The 14008-nt window shown below is 68.5% G+C and carries 15 protein-coding genes; all 15 read right to left on the bottom strand.

The genetic code is table 11. The features are described from left to right. Positions 1–10 precede the first annotated feature (10 nt). Complete coding sequence (locus IAI53_RS14760) at positions 11–1981, bottom strand: heme lyase CcmF/NrfE family subunit (RefSeq protein ID WP_187718929.1); 1971 nt, start codon at positions 1979–1981, stop codon at positions 11–13. Then, on the bottom strand, positions 1978–2424 hold the full coding sequence (gene ccmE, locus IAI53_RS14755; RefSeq protein WP_187718928.1) for a cytochrome c maturation protein CcmE: 447 nt from the start codon (positions 2422–2424) through the stop codon (positions 1978–1980). The genes IAI53_RS14760 and ccmE overlap by 4 nt, the downstream gene beginning before the upstream one ends. Next, positions 2421–2618, bottom strand: coding sequence for a heme exporter protein CcmD (ccmD, locus tag IAI53_RS14750; RefSeq protein ID WP_187718927.1), 198 nt, complete (start codon positions 2616–2618; stop codon positions 2421–2423). The genes ccmE and ccmD overlap by 4 nt, the downstream gene beginning before the upstream one ends. Continuing rightward, a complete protein-coding gene (ccmC, locus tag IAI53_RS14745) occupies positions 2618–3409 on the bottom strand; it encodes a heme ABC transporter permease CcmC (protein ID WP_187718926.1) in 792 nt (263 codons plus the stop codon). The genes ccmD and ccmC overlap by 1 nt, the downstream gene beginning before the upstream one ends. Before the next feature lie 49 nt (positions 3410–3458). Next, positions 3459–4127, bottom strand: coding sequence for a heme exporter protein CcmB (gene ccmB, locus IAI53_RS14740; protein WP_187718925.1), 669 nt, complete (start codon positions 4125–4127; stop codon positions 3459–3461). After that, the gene (gene ccmA, locus IAI53_RS14735) at positions 4121–4750 is read right to left on the bottom strand and encodes a cytochrome c biogenesis heme-transporting ATPase CcmA (protein WP_187718924.1); all 630 of its coding nucleotides are present in this window, start codon (positions 4748–4750) and stop codon (positions 4121–4123) included. Before ccmA ends, ccmB begins: the two co-directional genes overlap by 7 nt. 168 nt (positions 4751–4918) lie before the next feature. After that, positions 4919–5545, bottom strand: a complete 627-nt coding sequence (locus IAI53_RS14730; RefSeq protein ID WP_187718923.1) for a NapC/NirT family cytochrome c — start codon at positions 5543–5545, stop codon at positions 4919–4921. A gap of 18 nt (positions 5546–5563) precedes the next feature. Beyond that, entirely contained in the window at positions 5564–6010 is a 447-nt protein-coding gene (locus IAI53_RS14725) for a nitrate reductase cytochrome c-type subunit (protein WP_187718922.1), read from the bottom strand. Beyond that, the gene (gene napH / locus IAI53_RS14720) at positions 6007–6927 is read right to left on the bottom strand and encodes a quinol dehydrogenase ferredoxin subunit NapH (RefSeq protein WP_187718921.1); all 921 of its coding nucleotides are present in this window, start codon (positions 6925–6927) and stop codon (positions 6007–6009) included. The genes IAI53_RS14725 and napH overlap by 4 nt, the downstream gene beginning before the upstream one ends. Beyond that, complete coding sequence (napG, locus tag IAI53_RS14715; RefSeq protein ID WP_187718920.1) at positions 6924–7799, bottom strand: ferredoxin-type protein NapG; 876 nt, start codon at positions 7797–7799, stop codon at positions 6924–6926. Before napG ends, napH begins: the two co-directional genes overlap by 4 nt. A 179-nt stretch (positions 7800–7978) precedes the next feature. After that, positions 7979–10519, bottom strand: a complete 2541-nt coding sequence (gene napA, locus IAI53_RS14710) for a nitrate reductase catalytic subunit NapA (RefSeq protein ID WP_187718919.1) — start codon at positions 10517–10519, stop codon at positions 7979–7981. A 5-nt stretch (positions 10520–10524) separates the two neighbouring features. Further along, the gene (locus IAI53_RS14705) at positions 10525–10779 is read right to left on the bottom strand and encodes a chaperone NapD (RefSeq protein ID WP_187718918.1); all 255 of its coding nucleotides are present in this window, start codon (positions 10777–10779) and stop codon (positions 10525–10527) included. After that, complete coding sequence (gene napF / locus IAI53_RS14700) at positions 10776–11282, bottom strand: ferredoxin-type protein NapF (RefSeq protein WP_187719460.1); 507 nt, start codon at positions 11280–11282, stop codon at positions 10776–10778. The genes IAI53_RS14705 and napF overlap by 4 nt, the downstream gene beginning before the upstream one ends. Before the next feature lie 118 nt (positions 11283–11400). Then, positions 11401–12054, bottom strand: coding sequence for a two-component system response regulator NarL (gene narL, locus IAI53_RS14695; RefSeq protein ID WP_187718917.1), 654 nt, complete (start codon positions 12052–12054; stop codon positions 11401–11403). Next, entirely contained in the window at positions 12051–13973 is a 1923-nt protein-coding gene (locus IAI53_RS14690; protein ID WP_187718916.1) for an ATP-binding protein, read from the bottom strand. Before IAI53_RS14690 ends, narL begins: the two co-directional genes overlap by 4 nt. Positions 13974–14008: the final 35 nt, after the last annotated feature.

Below are 14008 nucleotides of genomic sequence, written 5' to 3'. Positions count from 1 at the left end.
GTGTCGGTGCTCAGGCGGTCTGGCGGGCGCCGGCCGGCGCGCGGCGCTCGGCCAGGCGGCGGTAGCGCCGGTCGGCCGCGGCGAGGATGCCGCCCAGGCCCATCAGCGTGCAGCCCAGCCAGATCCAGCTGATGAAGGGTTTGTAGTGGAGGCTGACGATCCAGCTGCCGTCCTCGATCTGTTCGCCGAGCGAGACATAGACGTCGCGGAACGGGCCGATGTCCAGCGAGGCCTCGGTCATCGGCATCTGCTGGGCGAGATAGAGGCGCTTCTCGGGATTCAGCGTGGCGATCGGCATGTCGCCGCGCGCAAGGTCGATGGTCGCGCGCGCCGCCACATAGTTGGCGCGCTCCACGTCCTCGACGCCGCGGAAGGTGAAGGTGTAGCCGGCGAGCCGGGCGATCTGGCCTTCGCGCATCTTCACGTCCTGGCTGGACTCCAGGCTGCCGACCATGGTCACGCCGATGATGAACACGCCCACGCCCAGGTGGGCGAGCCACATCCCCCACCACGCCGCGGGAATGCCACGCAGGCGGTTGACGGCGGCCGCGCCCGGGCGCTCGGCGAGCCGCGCCCACAACAACTGCACGCTGCCGATCAGCACCCACGCGGCCAGCACCAGGCCGAGCACGGTCCGCCAGGTGACGTGGCCGACCGCCACCGCCAGGCCCACGCCCAGCAGCAGGCTGGCGAGTGCGGAGGGCGCCAGGCGGCGCAGGATGCGCGCGCCGATGTCGCCCTTCCAGCGCACGAAGGGCCCGATCACCATCAGCACCACCACCGGCACCATCAGCGGCACGAACACCGCCTCGAAGTAGGGCGGGCCGACCGAGATCTTGCCCAGGTTGAGCGCATCCATGAACAAGGGGTACATGGTGCCCAGCAGCACCGCCGCGGTGACCACCGGCAGCAGCACGTTGTTGCCCAGCAGGGAGGACTCGCGCGAGATCAGCGAAAAGCTGCCGCCGCCGGTCAGCCTGGGGGCGCGCCAGGCGAACAGGGTCAGCGAGATGCCGATCACCAGCACCAGCAGGGCGAGGATGAACAGGCCGCGCGAGGGATCGGTGGCAAAGGCATGCACCGAGGTGATCACCCCCGAACGGACCAGGAAGGTGCCCAGCAGCGACAACGAGAAGGCGCTGATCGCCAGCAGCACCGTCCAGTTGCGGAAGGCGCCGCGCTTCTCGGTGACCGCCAGTGAATGGATCAGCGCGGTGCCCAGCAGCCAGGGCATGAAGGAGGCGTTCTCCACCGGGTCCCAGAACCACCAGCCGCCCCAGCCCAGCTCGTAGTAGGCCCAGCCGGAGCCGACCGCGATGCCGGCGGTGAGGAAGACCCAGGCCACCGTGGTCCACGGCCGCGACCAGCGTGCCCAGGCCGCGTCCAGGCGGCCGCTGAGCAGCGCCGCGATGGCGAAGGCGAAGGCCACCGAGAAGCCTACGTAGCCCATGTAGAGCAGCGGCGGATGGATGATCATCCCCGGGTCCTGCAGCAGCGGATTCAGGTCGCGCCCCTGCTCGGCCGCCGGCAGCAGGCGGGTAAAGGGGTTGGAGGTGAACAGCATGAAGGCGATGAAGCCGGTGCTGATCGCCCCGAGCACGCCGAGGACGCGCGCCATGAAGGCTTCGGGCAGGTCGCGGCTGAAGATGGTGACTGCCACCGTCCACAAGGACAGCGAGGTTCCCCACAGCAGCAGCGAGCCTTCGTGGTTGCCCCACACCCCGGTGATCTTGTAGATCAGCGGCGTGTCGGTGTGCGAATTGACCGCGGCCAGGCGCACCGAGAAGTCGCTGGTGATGAAGGCCCAGGTCAGGCAGCCGTAGGCGAACAGCAGGAAGAAGAGTTGCGCCTGCGCCGCCGGACGGCCGACCGCCATCAGCGCATAGCGCCCGCGCGCGGCGCCCACCAGCGGCACCACCGCCTGCACGGCGGCCAGCACCAGCGCCAGCACCAGCGCGAAATGACCCAGTTCGCCGATCATTGCTGCACCGTCCGCGCGGCCTCGTGGGCCTGGTCGATGGCGTACTGCGCCTCGACCGGCATGTAGTTCTCGTCGTGCTTGGCCAGCACCTCGGTCGCGGTGAAGCGGCCGTCCGCGCCCAGCGTGCCCTGTACCACCGCGCCCTTGCCCTCCTGGAAGAGGTCGGGCAGCGTGCCGCGATAGCTCACCGGGATGACCTTGGCGGTATCGGTGATCGCGAAGCTCACCGTCAGGCCGTCGGCTTCCCGCTTGATCGAGCCGGTTTCCACCATGCCGCCGATGCGGAAGGTGCGGCCCACCGGCGCCTTGCCGTCGATGACCTCGGTCGGGGTGTGGAAGAACACCAGGTTTTGCTGGAAGGCCGACAGCACCAGGGCCACCGCGGCCACCAGCAGGGCGACGCCGCCACCCACGAGCATCAGGCGTTTGTTACGGGCTTTCATTCAAGCGACTCCATCCGAACATCCTTGCCGACGGCGCGCCGCCAGCGCAACAGGCGCAGCACCGTGTCTTTCCGACGGCGCAGCACCAGCACGAGTTCCACCGCCACCAGCACCAGCGTGAGGCCGTAGCTGCCCCACACGAACGGGCCCGCTCCGCCCATCTGCCAGAAGGCCGACCACGATTCCCACTGCATCAGCGCACTCCTCCGGCCGTCCGCGCCTCGGCCTCCAGCACCTCGCCCACCCACTCGGTATGGCGCTCGCGCTCCAGGATCAGCGCGCGCACCCGCCACAGCGCCACCGCGATCGAATACATCCACGCGGCCAGCGCCATCACCAGCATGCCGGCGAGCATGATGCTGGCCATCGACGGCGCCTTGGTGAGGCTCACCGAAGCGCCCTGGTGCAGGGTGTTCCACCACTGCACCGAGAAATAGATGATGGGCACGTTCACCGCGCCGACCAGGGCCAGCACTGCGCCGGCGCGGTCGGCCCGGCGCGGGTCCTCGATCGCGCGGGTGAGCGCGATGAAGCCGAAGTACAGGAAGAGCAGCAGCAGCTGCGAGGTGAGGCGCGCGTCCCACACCCAGTAGGCGCCCCAGGTGGGTTTGCCCCACAGCGCGCCGGTCCACAACGCGACAAAGCAGAACATCGCCCCGGTGGGGGCCAGCGCCTGGCTCATGATGAAGGACAGGCGGGTGTTCATGACCAGCCCCACCGCCGACCAGAAGGCCATCACCAGGTAGATCAGCATCGACATCCAGGCCGCCGGCACATGGATGAAGATCACTCGGTACACCTCGCCCTGCTGGAAGTCGGTGGGCGCGAGGAAGAAGCCGATATACAGGCCGACGATGGTGAGCAGGGCCGCCAGGGCGGCGAACCACGGCGCCAGCCGGCCGGCGAGCGGGTAGAACTGCTGCGGGGCGGCGAAACGCAGCCAGCCTTCGGGCGCACGCGCCGCGGCTCGGCCTGGAGAGGTCATCAGGGTCGTCATGCAGGTCGGGCCAGCGTGCCGGCAAGTCGTTCGTTCATCATTCCATCGCTATCCTGAGGGCGGCGGCACAGGCCCACGGCGCCAGCGCCAGCGCGCCGGCCAGTCCTCCGCCGAGCAGCAGCAAATGGGCCGTGGCCCCGGTACCACCCAGCTGGGCATCCACCGCCCCGGCGCCGAAGATCAGCACCGGCACGTACAGCGGCAGCACCAGCAGGGCCAGCAACATGCCCCCGCCGCGCACACCCAGGGTGAGCGCGGCGCCCACCGCGCCCAGCAGGGCGAGGATGGGAGTGCCGAGTGCCAGACTAAGGGTGAGCACCGGCAAGGCGCCTTGTTCCATGTCAAACAGCAGGGCAAGCCCCGGGGCGGCCAGCACCAGCGGCAGGCCGGTGGTCAGCCAGAACGCGGTGATCTTGGCCAGCACCCACAACACTGCCGGCTCACTAGACAGGAGAAGCTGCTCAAGGGTTCCGTCGGCGTGATCCTGGGCGAACAAACGGTGGAGGGCGAGCAGGCTGGCGAGCAGCGCGGCCACCCACAGCACGCCCGGTGCGATGGCGCGCAACTGGTTGGGCTCGGCACCCACGCCGAAGGGGAACAGGCAGACCACGACGACGAAGAAGGCCAGCGTCACCAGCAGGTCGGCGCGCCCGCGCCAGGACAGCAGCAGGTCGCGGCGCAGGATGGCGAGGAAGCTGCTCAGCACGCGTAGGCCCCCAGGTCGAGCACCTGCGGGGCGCGCGCGAAGGGCGCTTCCTGGTGGGTGGTGAGCACCACCGTGCCGCCGGCCGCACAATGGTCGGAGAGCGTGGTGGCGAGCTCGGCCACCGCATTCACGTCGAGCGCGGTGAAGGGTTCGTCCAGCACCCACAGCGGGCGATGGGCGGACAGGAACAGGCGGGCCAGCCCCACCCGGCGGCGCTGTCCCTGGGACAGCACGCGGGCCGGCAGGTCGAGCTGGCGCGCCAGGCCGATGCGCACCAAGGCCTGCGCGCAGCGCTCCTCGTCCACGTCCTCGTCGCCGGCGGCCGCACAGGCGAAGCGCAGGTTCTCCAGCGGGCTCAGCAGGTCGTTGAGGGCGGCGGCGTGGCCGAGGTAGAGGAGCGCGCGATGGAAGGCCTCGCGCTCACGGCGCACCGGCACGCCATGCCAGGCGACCTCGCCGGCTTCCGGCCAGGTCAGCCCGGTGAGCAGGCGCAGCAGGCTGGTCTTGCCCACGCCGTTGGGCCCGGCCACCCGCAGCATGTCGCCCGGCCCGAGGGTCAGGGCGAGGCCGCGGAACAGCAGGCGGTCGCCCTTGAGGCAGGCGAGATCGGTGGCTTGAAGCATGGGGGAGGATTGAACCACAGGGACGGGGCGGCAGGAAGTCCCGCCGCTTGCCGCCGGACGGGGCGGCGGGTCGACCCTTGGGATCGCGGCCAAGGCCGCTCCTACGAGCTCAGGTAGGAGCGGCCCTGGCCGCGATGGGCGTACTGCCCCGGCGCAGTGACGCGCGGCTTACTGCTGCTGCGTGGCCGGCGGGTGGAACACGTCGGGCGCGACCGCCGGGCGCTCGGCACCGATCTCCTGTTCGATCGGCGGCAGCGAGTGGGCGATGCCCTTGTGGCAGTCGATGCAGGTCTGGCCTTCGGCCAAGCCGGTCTGGTGGGCCTGGTTGGAACGGCGCCCCTGCACCGAGTAGTCGAAGTACTCGAAGCTGTGGCAGTTGCGGCATTCGCGCGAGTCGTTGGCCTTCATGCGCCGCCACTCGTTCTGCGCCAGGCGCAGGCGCTCGGCCTCGAACTTCTCGGGCGTGTCGATGGTGCCCATGACCTTGCCGTACAGTTCGCGGCTCGCCTGGATCTTGCGGATCATCTTGGGCACCCACTCCTTGGGCACGTGGCAGTCCGAGCAGATCGCGCGCACGCCGGTGCGGTTCTGGTAGTGGATGGTGTTGCGGTACTCCTGGTAGACGTTCACCTCCATCTCGTGGCAGGAGATGCAGAACTTCTCGGTGTTGGTCCATTCCATCACCGTATTGAAGCCGCCCCAGAAGATGATGCCCGCGCCGAAGGCGACCACGATGGTGCCGAGCCCCAGTGCCCTGAGCTTTTGCCAGAGGCCTTTCTTCTTCTCGTCAGTCATGTCGTTCCCCGTAGTGTCTTAGCGCAGGCCTGCGGCGGGACGGAAGGAGTTGTCCACCAGCGGCTTGGCGTCGGTTTGCGGCACGTGGCACTGCAGGCAGAAATAGCGCCGCGGGGAAATGTTCGACAGTTCGCCGCCGTCGCGGTCCTTGAAGTGGGTCAGGCTGACCTTGGTCGCCCCGCTCTCCTGGTAACGCGACCATGAATGACAGTCCATGCACTTGTTGAAGTTCAGCGACACTTCGTAGCCTTCGACCTTGTGCGGCACCAGCGGCGGCTGCTGCACGTAGTCGCGCGGCAGCGGTGCGCTGTCGGGCATCTGACGGTAGTTGCCGGGCGCCGGCTCGGGGGCCGCGACATCCGCACCGCGCACACTGGACACGGTCTGCGCCAGCGGGGCGGTGCTTGCGCCAAGGCCGAGCACGGCCACCAGGGACAACACGAGATTACGGGTCTTACGGTTCATGACTCGCTCCTGTCAAATCGGGTCGTAATACGAAACACGTCCTTGCTGCACACGTCGACACAACGGCCGCAGGTGGTGCAGTTCCGGTCGAGGATGAGGGGATGGTCCTGTCCGGCGGCCTTGAGCGCCGGGCGGATGACCTGGGGTTCGGGGCAGACCGCGAAGCAGTCCATGCAGTCGTCGCAGCGGCTGCGGCGATCCGCGGTGACGCGCGGCAGCGCGACGCCGCCGAGCAGGCTGTAGGCCGCGCCCATCGGGCACAGGTGGCCACACCAGCCGCGGCTGGCGATAAAGAGGTCGTAAAGGAAGACACCGAGCACGATGCCCCAGGACAGGCCGAAGCCGAAGATCAGCCCGCGGTGGAACATCGACACCGGATTGACCCACTCCCAGGCCAGCGTGCCGGTGAGCGCCGCGGCGGCGAGCACGAAGCCGAGCAGCCAGTAGCGGGTGCTGGCGTGCGGCACCTTGCCGCCCTTGATGCCGAGGCGGCGACGCAGCCAGGCGGCGGCGTCGGTGACCATGTTCACCGGGCACACCCAGGAGCAGAACGCCCGGCCGCCGACCAGCAGGTAGAAGGCCAGCACGATGGCGCCGCCGAGCAGCGCCTCCTGGTACGGCCACTGTCCGGCCGCAACCGACTGAGCCAGCAGGAAGACGTCGGTGAGCGGCAGCACGCCCAGGGTGAGGCTGGACGACAGGTTGCCTTTCACGATCCACAGGCCGAACCACGGCCCGGCGAGGAACAGCGCCAGGATGCCCAGCTGGGACACACGGCGGGCCAGCAGCCACTTGCTGGCGCGCAGCCAGCCCTTTTCGGTCACCGCGTCGGCGCCGGGCCGGGTCACCGAGCCCCGCACCGCCGCACCGCGGGCGGCGGTGCGGGCGCGCACGGCGGGATCGCAGGCGCCGCTCATGGCTTCCACCCCGAATCGAGTCCGCCCGGTGCATAGGGCGCCGGATCGCCGCTGCCGCCTTGCCGCGGCGCCTGCTCGGTGCGCAGGCGCGTATCGCCATAGGCCTGGCCTTCCATGCCGCGCACCGGCAGCTCCACCTGGTCGCCGATCAGCGAACGGCCGAAGGCCTCGCGCTCTTCCCAGCCCTTGCGGTAGTGCTCGGCGGTCGAGCCCTTGGCAAGCTGGATGGGCAGCACCTTGATGGCCGCCTCGCCCGGCAGCACGCAGGCCTGCTCGCACTTGCCGCAGCCGGTGCAGTGGTCCGAATGCACCGTGGGCAGGAACATGGCGTGGCGGTCGGAGCGCGGGTTGTGGATCATCTCCAGGGTGATCGCCTTGTCGATCACCGGGCACACCCGGTAGCACACGTCGCAGCGCAGGCCGAGGTAGTTGAGGCAGGTTTCCTGGTCGATCAGCACCGCCAGGCCCATGCGCGCGTCCTCGATCTCGGTGAGATTGCGGTCGAGCGCACCGGTCGGACAGGCCACCACGCAGGGGATGTCCTCGCACATCTCGCAGGGGATGTGGCGGGCGTTGAAATAAGGGGTGCCGGTGGCGACGCCGTCGCCCAGTTCGGCGAGCTTCAGCGTGTCGTAGGGACAGTCGCGCACGCACAGGCCGCAGCGCACGCAGGCCGCGAGAAAGTCGCCCTCGACCAGCGCGCCGGGCGGGCGCAGCGCGGTCGCCGGCAAGGCGCTGGCCTGGCGGGAATAGAGGCCCACGCCGAGCGACAGCAGCCCGGCGCCGCCGGCCACCCCGGCCACTTCCCGCAGGAAGCGGCGACGGGGCGGGGCTTTCACCTCTCCGGCACGCTGGGTTTGTTGGTCGCTCATGATCGCGAAATCGTCTGTTAGCAGGTCCCTTCCCCTTCAAGGGGAAGGACAGGATGGGGATGGGTTGCCAGCGGGCTCAAACGATGCATGTGCGAACCTCGTGGGGAAACCCATCCCCACCCCGGCCCTCCCCTTGAAGGGGAGGGTGGGTACGGCGCCCCTTCCAGGGCGGATGGCACTCAGGCCTTGAGGACCTTCACCGCGCACTTCTTGAAGTCGGTTTCCTTCGAGATCGGGCAGGTGGCGTCCAGCGTGAGCTTGTTCACCAGCCGGCCTTCGTCGAAGAAAGGCACGAAGATCAGGCCCTTGGGCGGCTTGTTGCGCCCGCGGGTCTCCAGGCGGGCGACGATCTCGCCGCGGCGCGACACCACCTTGACCGCCATGCCGCGCTGCAGGCCGCGCTTGGTGGCGTCGTCCGGATGCATGAAGATCTGCGCCTCGGGCACCGAGCGGTGCAACTCCGGCACGCGGCGGGTCATCGAGCCGGTGTGCCAGTGTTCCAGCACACGACCGGTACACAGCCACATGTCGTATTCCTTGTCCGGCATCTCCGGGGGATCCTGGTAGGGCAGCGCGAAGATCACCGCCTTGCCGTCCTTGTGGCCGTAGAACTTCACGTCCTCGCCGGCCTTGACGTAGGGGTCGTAGCCTTCGCGGAAGCGCCACAGGGTCTCCTTGCCCTCGACCACCGGCCAGCGCAGGCCGCGCGCCTTGTGATAGACGTCGAAATCAGCCAGGTCGTGGCCATGGTCACGGCCGAACTTGGCGTATTCCTCGAACAGGCCTTTCTGCAGGTAGTAGCCCAGTTCCTTGGACTCGTCGTTCATGTAGCCGGCCCAGGCGTGGCTGTTGGCCTTGTCCACATCGGCGAGCGGGAACTTGTTGACCACGCCGTTCTTGTACAGCACGTCGAACAGGGTCTTGCCCTTGTATTCCGGCTTCTTGGCGAGCAGCTCGGCCGGCCACACTTCTTCCATCTTGAAGCGCTTGGCGAACTCGATGTACTGCCACAGGTCGCTCTTGGCCTCGCCCGGCGGGGAGACCTGCTGGCGCCAGAACTGGGTGCGGCGCTCGGCGTTGCCGTAGGCGCCTTCCTTCTCCATCCACATCGCCGAGGGCAGGATCAGGTCGGCCGACAGCGCGGAGACGGTGGGATACACGTCCGACACCACGATGAAGGCTTCCGGATTGCGCCAGCCCGGGTAGATCTCGTCGTTGATGTTGGGACCGGCCTGCATGTTGTTGGTGGTGGTGGTCCAGTAGCACTTGACCTTGCCGTCCTTCAGCGCACGGCTCTGCGCCACCGCGTGCAGGCCCACCTTGGCCGGCAGCGTGCCTTCGGGCAGTTGCCAGATTTCCTCGCTGATCGCGCGGTGCATCGGGTTCATCACCACCATGTCGGCCGGCAGGCGGTGGGCGAAGGTGCCCACCTCACGTGCGGTACCGCAGGCCGAGGGCTGGCCGGTGAGCGAGAACGGGCTGTTGCCCGGTTCGCTGATCTTGCCCACCAGCAGGTGGACGTTGTAGATCATGTTGTTCACCCAGGTGCCGCGGGTGTGCTGGTTGAAACCCATGGTCCAGAAGGAGGTGACCTTCTTGTTCGGGTCGGCGTACAGCTTGGCCATGCGCTCCAGGCGCTCGGCGGGCACGCCGGACAGCTTGGACACCTTCTCCAGGGTGTACTCGGAGACGAACTTGGCGAACTCCTCGAAGCTGCTGTCCTTGGCCGCGCCGCTGTTGCCCTTGGGCTTGCCATCGGCGCCGGGGTAGCCGTTGTTGGTGGCGTTCACCTCCAGCGCATGGTTGGGACGCAGGCCGAAGCCGATGTCGGTTTCGCCGATCTTGAACTTGACGTTCTTGGCGACGAAATCCTTGTTCACCATGTTGTTGCTGATGATGTAGTGGCAGATGTAGTTGAGGATGGCCAGATCGGTGTTGGGCACGAAGATCATCGGGTTGTCGGCCAGCTCGTAGGAGCGGTGCTCGAAGGTCGACAACACGTGCACCTCGCTGCCGGCGTGGCTCAGGCGGCGGTCGGTGATGCGGCTCCACAGGATGGGGTGCATCTCGGCCATGTTGCTGCCCCACAGCACGAAGGCGTCGGCGTTCTCGATGTCGTCATAGCAGCCCATCGGCTCGTCGATGCCGAAGGTGCGCATGAAGCCAGCCACCGCCGAGGCCATGCAGTGGCGGGCGTTGGGGTCGATGTTGTTGGTGCGGAAACCGGCCTTGTACAGCTTGGCGGCGGCATAGCCTTCCCAGATGGTCCACTGGCCGGAGCCGAACATGGCGACCGAGTCCGGGCCGTGCTCCTTCATGGCGGCCTTCCACTTCTCTTCCATGACGTCGAAGGCCTGTTTCCAGGAGATCGGCGTGAACTCGCCGTTCTTGTCGTACTTGCCGTTCTTCATGCGCAGCAGCGGCTTGGTGAGCCGGTCCTCGCCGTACATGATCTTGGACAGGAAGTAGCCCTTGATGCAGTTGATGCCGCGATTGACCGGCGAATCCGGATCGCCCTGGGTGGCGACCACGCGGCCGTTCTGCACGCCCACCAGCACCGAGCACCCCACGCCACAGAAGCGGCAGGCCCCCTTGTCCCAGCGCACCTTGGTGGCGTTGCCGTTCGATTGCGCCTGGGCCACCACCGGAATGCCGCCGATGCCCGCCGATGCCGCCGCGGCCGCAACCGCATTGGACTTGATGAATGCGCGTCGATCCATGTTCGTCATGCCTCCTGTAATTCAAGACCTTCGTCGGTGTACTCGTAGGCGAGGGTCACGCTGAGCGCATGCTCGGCCATGCTCACCGCCAGAATCGAATCGGTTGTTGCGTAGCCCTCGCCGTCTTCCACGGTGACGACCATGTGGCCGGTCTGCTCGCAGCGACCGTGCACCTCCACGCCGGGAATGCCGCGGTACAGCTCCTCCAGCAGCGCGAAGTGTTCCGGCTTGGCGCGGACCACCAGACTTGCGATGTTCATCCCTCGTTCTCCATTGCAATCGCCCCTACCGGGCAAGGCGCCACGCAGGCGCCGCATCCATTGCACGCAGCGGCATCCAGCTCCGGCAGCGCCACGCCGCCCAGGCGCGGGCGGAAGCGGATCGCCGAGCGCTCGCAGCATTCGCCGCACACGCGGCACTCCACGCCCTGCTGGGCCAGGCAGCTTTCGCCGGCCGCCGCCTTCAGCGCCCACGGCTCGCGGCCTTCGACGCGCCGCAGGGCGGCCGGCTCGCAGCGGTCGACGCACTCGCCACAGAAGCTGCATTCGCCACGGGAAAAATCGATCACCGGGTAACCGCCGTCGCCGTGCACGATGATCGCCGTGGGACAGGCCTGCACGCAGGCATCACAGCGGGTGCAACGCGCGACGAACTCTTCTTCGCCTGGCGCCCAGGGCGGGCGCAGGCCGGGAAGGACGGTGCGGAGACGGCCGCGCAGGAAGCCCCGACGCGACAGAGATACGGTTTCCACGGGAATCCCCATGACGCTCATGGGGGAATGTTGCGCCGCCCGGTTTCGGACGGTCATTGACAGCAGTCAAGTTGCGAACGAGTCGCAACTTGACTGCCGACGGGCCTCAGGCGGTGGCCCGGAGGGAGGCTCAATCGCCGGCGCGCTGGCGTTCCACCGCCCACACCGCGGCTTCCACCCGCGAGCGCAGGCCGAGCTTGCGCAGGATGTGCTTGACGTGCACCTTGACCGTCCCTTCCGCGATGTCCAGCTCGCGGCCGATCAGCTTGTTCGACAGGCCGCCGGCGATGAGCTCGAGGATGCGCCGCTCCTGCTCGGTGAGGCCGGCCTCGGCAACGGTGTCCGGACGGCGCTCGGCGCGCAGCGCGGCGGCCAGCAGATGGGTCAGCTTGTCGCTTACCACCACCCGCCCGGCGGCGGCGTTGCGCACCGCCTCGAGCATCTCCTCGGGCTCCATGTCCTTCAGCAGGTAGCCATCGGCACCGCCGCGCAGCGCGGCGACCAGGTCGTCGCCATGGTCGGAGACGGTGATCATCACCACGCGGGTGTCGAGCTTCGCCTCGCGCACCCCGCGCAAGACCTGCAGCCCGGAGAGATCCTTCATGTTGAGGTCGAGCAGCAGCAGGTCGGGGTGCAGCTCGCAGGCGAGCGCCAGCCCCTCTTCGCCACAGGTGGCCTCGCCGATCAGGCGGAACTCGGGCAGGGTGTGCAGCAACTGGGCCAGGCCCTTGCGGAACAGGGGGTGGTCGTCGACGATGACGACGCGCTGGACGGTCTCGGTCATGCGGTGCTCGTGGGCGGGCCGCCGTCGGCGGCTTCGGGTTCAAGAAAGGCTGCGGCGGCAACCGGAAAGCGCAGCGCCACGCGGGTGCCGCCGCCGGCGCGGGGATGAACGGCGATCTGCCCCTGCAGGCCGAGGGCGCGCTCGCGCATGATGGTCAGGCCGTAGTGATGGTGTCCATCCTCGGCCGCATCATGCAGGCCGACGCCGTCGTCCTCCACGTCGACGCTCAGTTCCCGCCCCTCGATGCAGGCAATGCGCACCCAGCCGCGCTGCGCGCGCGCATGCCGGAGCATGTTCGACAGCGCTTCGCGGACGATGTGCAGCACGTGGATCTCCTGGTTCGGCGTGAGGTGGCAGCCGCCCAGGTCCGCGTCCAGCCCGATCGGCAGATCGCCCCGCGCGGCATACTCTTCGACGGTGTTCGCCAGCAGGGTGCGGAAGTCGCCCTCCATCTTCAGCCGGAAGGAACCCAGCAGCTCGCGCAGCTGCCGGTAGGCCGAGGTGATGCCGTCGCGCAGGTCGGCCAGGATCACGCCGGCCTCGGCCGACCGCGCCGGATCGGCCAGCACCGGCTGCAGCAGGCTGACCTGGATCTTCATGTAGGACAGCGACTGGGCGAGTGAATCGTGCAGTTCGCGGGCGATGATCGAGCGTTCCTCCTGCAGCGCCAGCAGGCGCTCCTGCTCGGTACGCCGGGCCATGCCGAGCGCCATGCCGATGTGGCGCGAGAGCGCTTCGAGCAGCTGGCGCTGCCAGTCCTGCAGGCGCTGGCCTGCCGGCAGGGCCAGGCGCAGCATGCCGTAGCTGCGCTCGGCATCGCGCAGCGGCACCATCAGGATGTCGTGGCCGTCCTCGCGGTGATAGGTCCACGGCGCAGTCGCGCCGGAGCAGGCCGCACAATCCGCCGCGGATTCGTCGCCGCCCCGCTCGCGGCACGGGCCGATGCTGCTCGCCAGCACCACCGCCGGGCCGCCGTGCTTGGGCTGCAGGCAGGCGAAGCTGCCGTCCAGCCCGAGGATCTGCTCGATGTCGCGCAGGGTCGCCTCGTAGGTTTCGGGCGCCGCCGGCGCGTGATAGAGGCGCGAGATGGCGTGGTAGAGCAGCTCCAGCGAACGGTTGGTGCGCTGCAGTTCGGCGGTCTTGGCCTGCACCCGGCGTTCCAGGTCGCGGTAGAGCTTGGAGATCTCTTCGGCCATCTGGTTGAAGGTGGCCCCCGCCCGCCCGAGCTCGTCGCGACCGGTGCGCTGCACCCGGGCGCTGAAGTCGCCGCGGGCGAAGCGCGTCGAGCTGGTGAGCAGGTCGGCCAGCGGACGATGGAGCGAGCGGTTCAGCAGGTACAGCGCGCCGGCCACCACCAGCACGGTGAGCGCGATCGCCACCGCCAGGGTGCTGCGCAACTGGCGGATGCTGGCTTCGGTGTCGTGTTCCAGCACCGCCACCAGGGTGTTGAGCTGCTCGACGAAGTCGTCCACCTCGACCAGCATCTTCTCGTAATACTCGGCGGAAGGCGGCGGCGGACCGCCACCGTCGGCCTCGATGAACAGCGGCTTCAGGCGCAGCCGCCAGGCCGCGTCCACGCCGCGGTAGGTGGCCGCGAACACGCTGCCCGGCTCACGCTCCATCACCCGCATCAGCGAGGGGTGCTGGAGATTGGCCTCGAAATGCTCGATCGCGGCGACCACCCGATCCTGCGCGTAGCGCTCCTGCAGGGCATCGGCGACCACCAGGCTGGCGATCCGGTGGGTGAGCCGTCGCAGGCTGCCGGCCACGTTGATCGCACTGCCGCTGCCCTGGACCGTTTCGGCAACGACCACCGAGGCACTCATGCCCGCCACGCTGATCAGCGTGACCGCCAGCATCGCTAGGCCGACCAGCAGCAGGATCGAGCGCTTGGCGAGGGCGTCCCGTAATCGGTACATCAGTCATCTCCAAGTATCGGATGGCCTCGCGCCAT

This window comes from Thauera sedimentorum (assembly GCF_014489115.1).
GTDB classification, from domain to species: domain Bacteria; phylum Pseudomonadota; class Gammaproteobacteria; order Burkholderiales; family Rhodocyclaceae; genus Pseudothauera; species Pseudothauera sedimentorum.
The sequence above is the reverse complement of the archived record's forward strand: the minus strand, read 5'-3'. Positions and strand labels throughout refer to the sequence as shown.

Coding starts and splice junctions, on each gene's coding strand:
- IAI53_RS14690 (WP_187718916.1), bottom strand. CDS start 13,973: ATGTACCGATTACGGGACGCCCTCGCCAAGCGCTCGATCCTGCTGCTG.
- ccmA (WP_187718924.1), bottom strand. CDS start 4,750: ATGCTTCAAGCCACCGATCTCGCCTGCCTCAAGGGCGACCGCCTGCTG.
- IAI53_RS14725 (WP_187718922.1), bottom strand. CDS start 6,010: ATGAACCGTAAGACCCGTAATCTCGTGTTGTCCCTGGTGGCCGTGCTC.
- ccmE (WP_187718928.1), bottom strand. CDS start 2,424: ATGAAAGCCCGTAACAAACGCCTGATGCTCGTGGGTGGCGGCGTCGCC.
- napH (WP_187718921.1), bottom strand. CDS start 6,927: ATGAGCGGCGCCTGCGATCCCGCCGTGCGCGCCCGCACCGCCGCCCGC.
- IAI53_RS14730 (WP_187718923.1), bottom strand. CDS start 5,545: ATGACTGACGAGAAGAAGAAAGGCCTCTGGCAAAAGCTCAGGGCACTG.
- IAI53_RS14760 (WP_187718929.1), bottom strand. CDS start 1,981: ATGATCGGCGAACTGGGTCATTTCGCGCTGGTGCTGGCGCTGGTGCTG.
- napF (WP_187719460.1), bottom strand. CDS start 11,282: ATGGGGATTCCCGTGGAAACCGTATCTCTGTCGCGTCGGGGCTTCCTG.
- ccmC (WP_187718926.1), bottom strand. CDS start 3,409: ATGACCTCTCCAGGCCGAGCCGCGGCGCGTGCGCCCGAAGGCTGGCTG.
- napG (WP_187718920.1), bottom strand. CDS start 7,799: ATGAGCGACCAACAAACCCAGCGTGCCGGAGAGGTGAAAGCCCCGCCC.
- narL (WP_187718917.1), bottom strand. CDS start 12,054: ATGACCGAGACCGTCCAGCGCGTCGTCATCGTCGACGACCACCCCCTG.
- IAI53_RS14705 (WP_187718918.1), bottom strand. CDS start 10,779: ATGAACATCGCAAGTCTGGTGGTCCGCGCCAAGCCGGAACACTTCGCG.
- ccmD (WP_187718927.1), bottom strand. CDS start 2,618: ATGCAGTGGGAATCGTGGTCGGCCTTCTGGCAGATGGGCGGAGCGGGC.
- napA (WP_187718919.1), bottom strand. CDS start 10,519: ATGGATCGACGCGCATTCATCAAGTCCAATGCGGTTGCGGCCGCGGCG.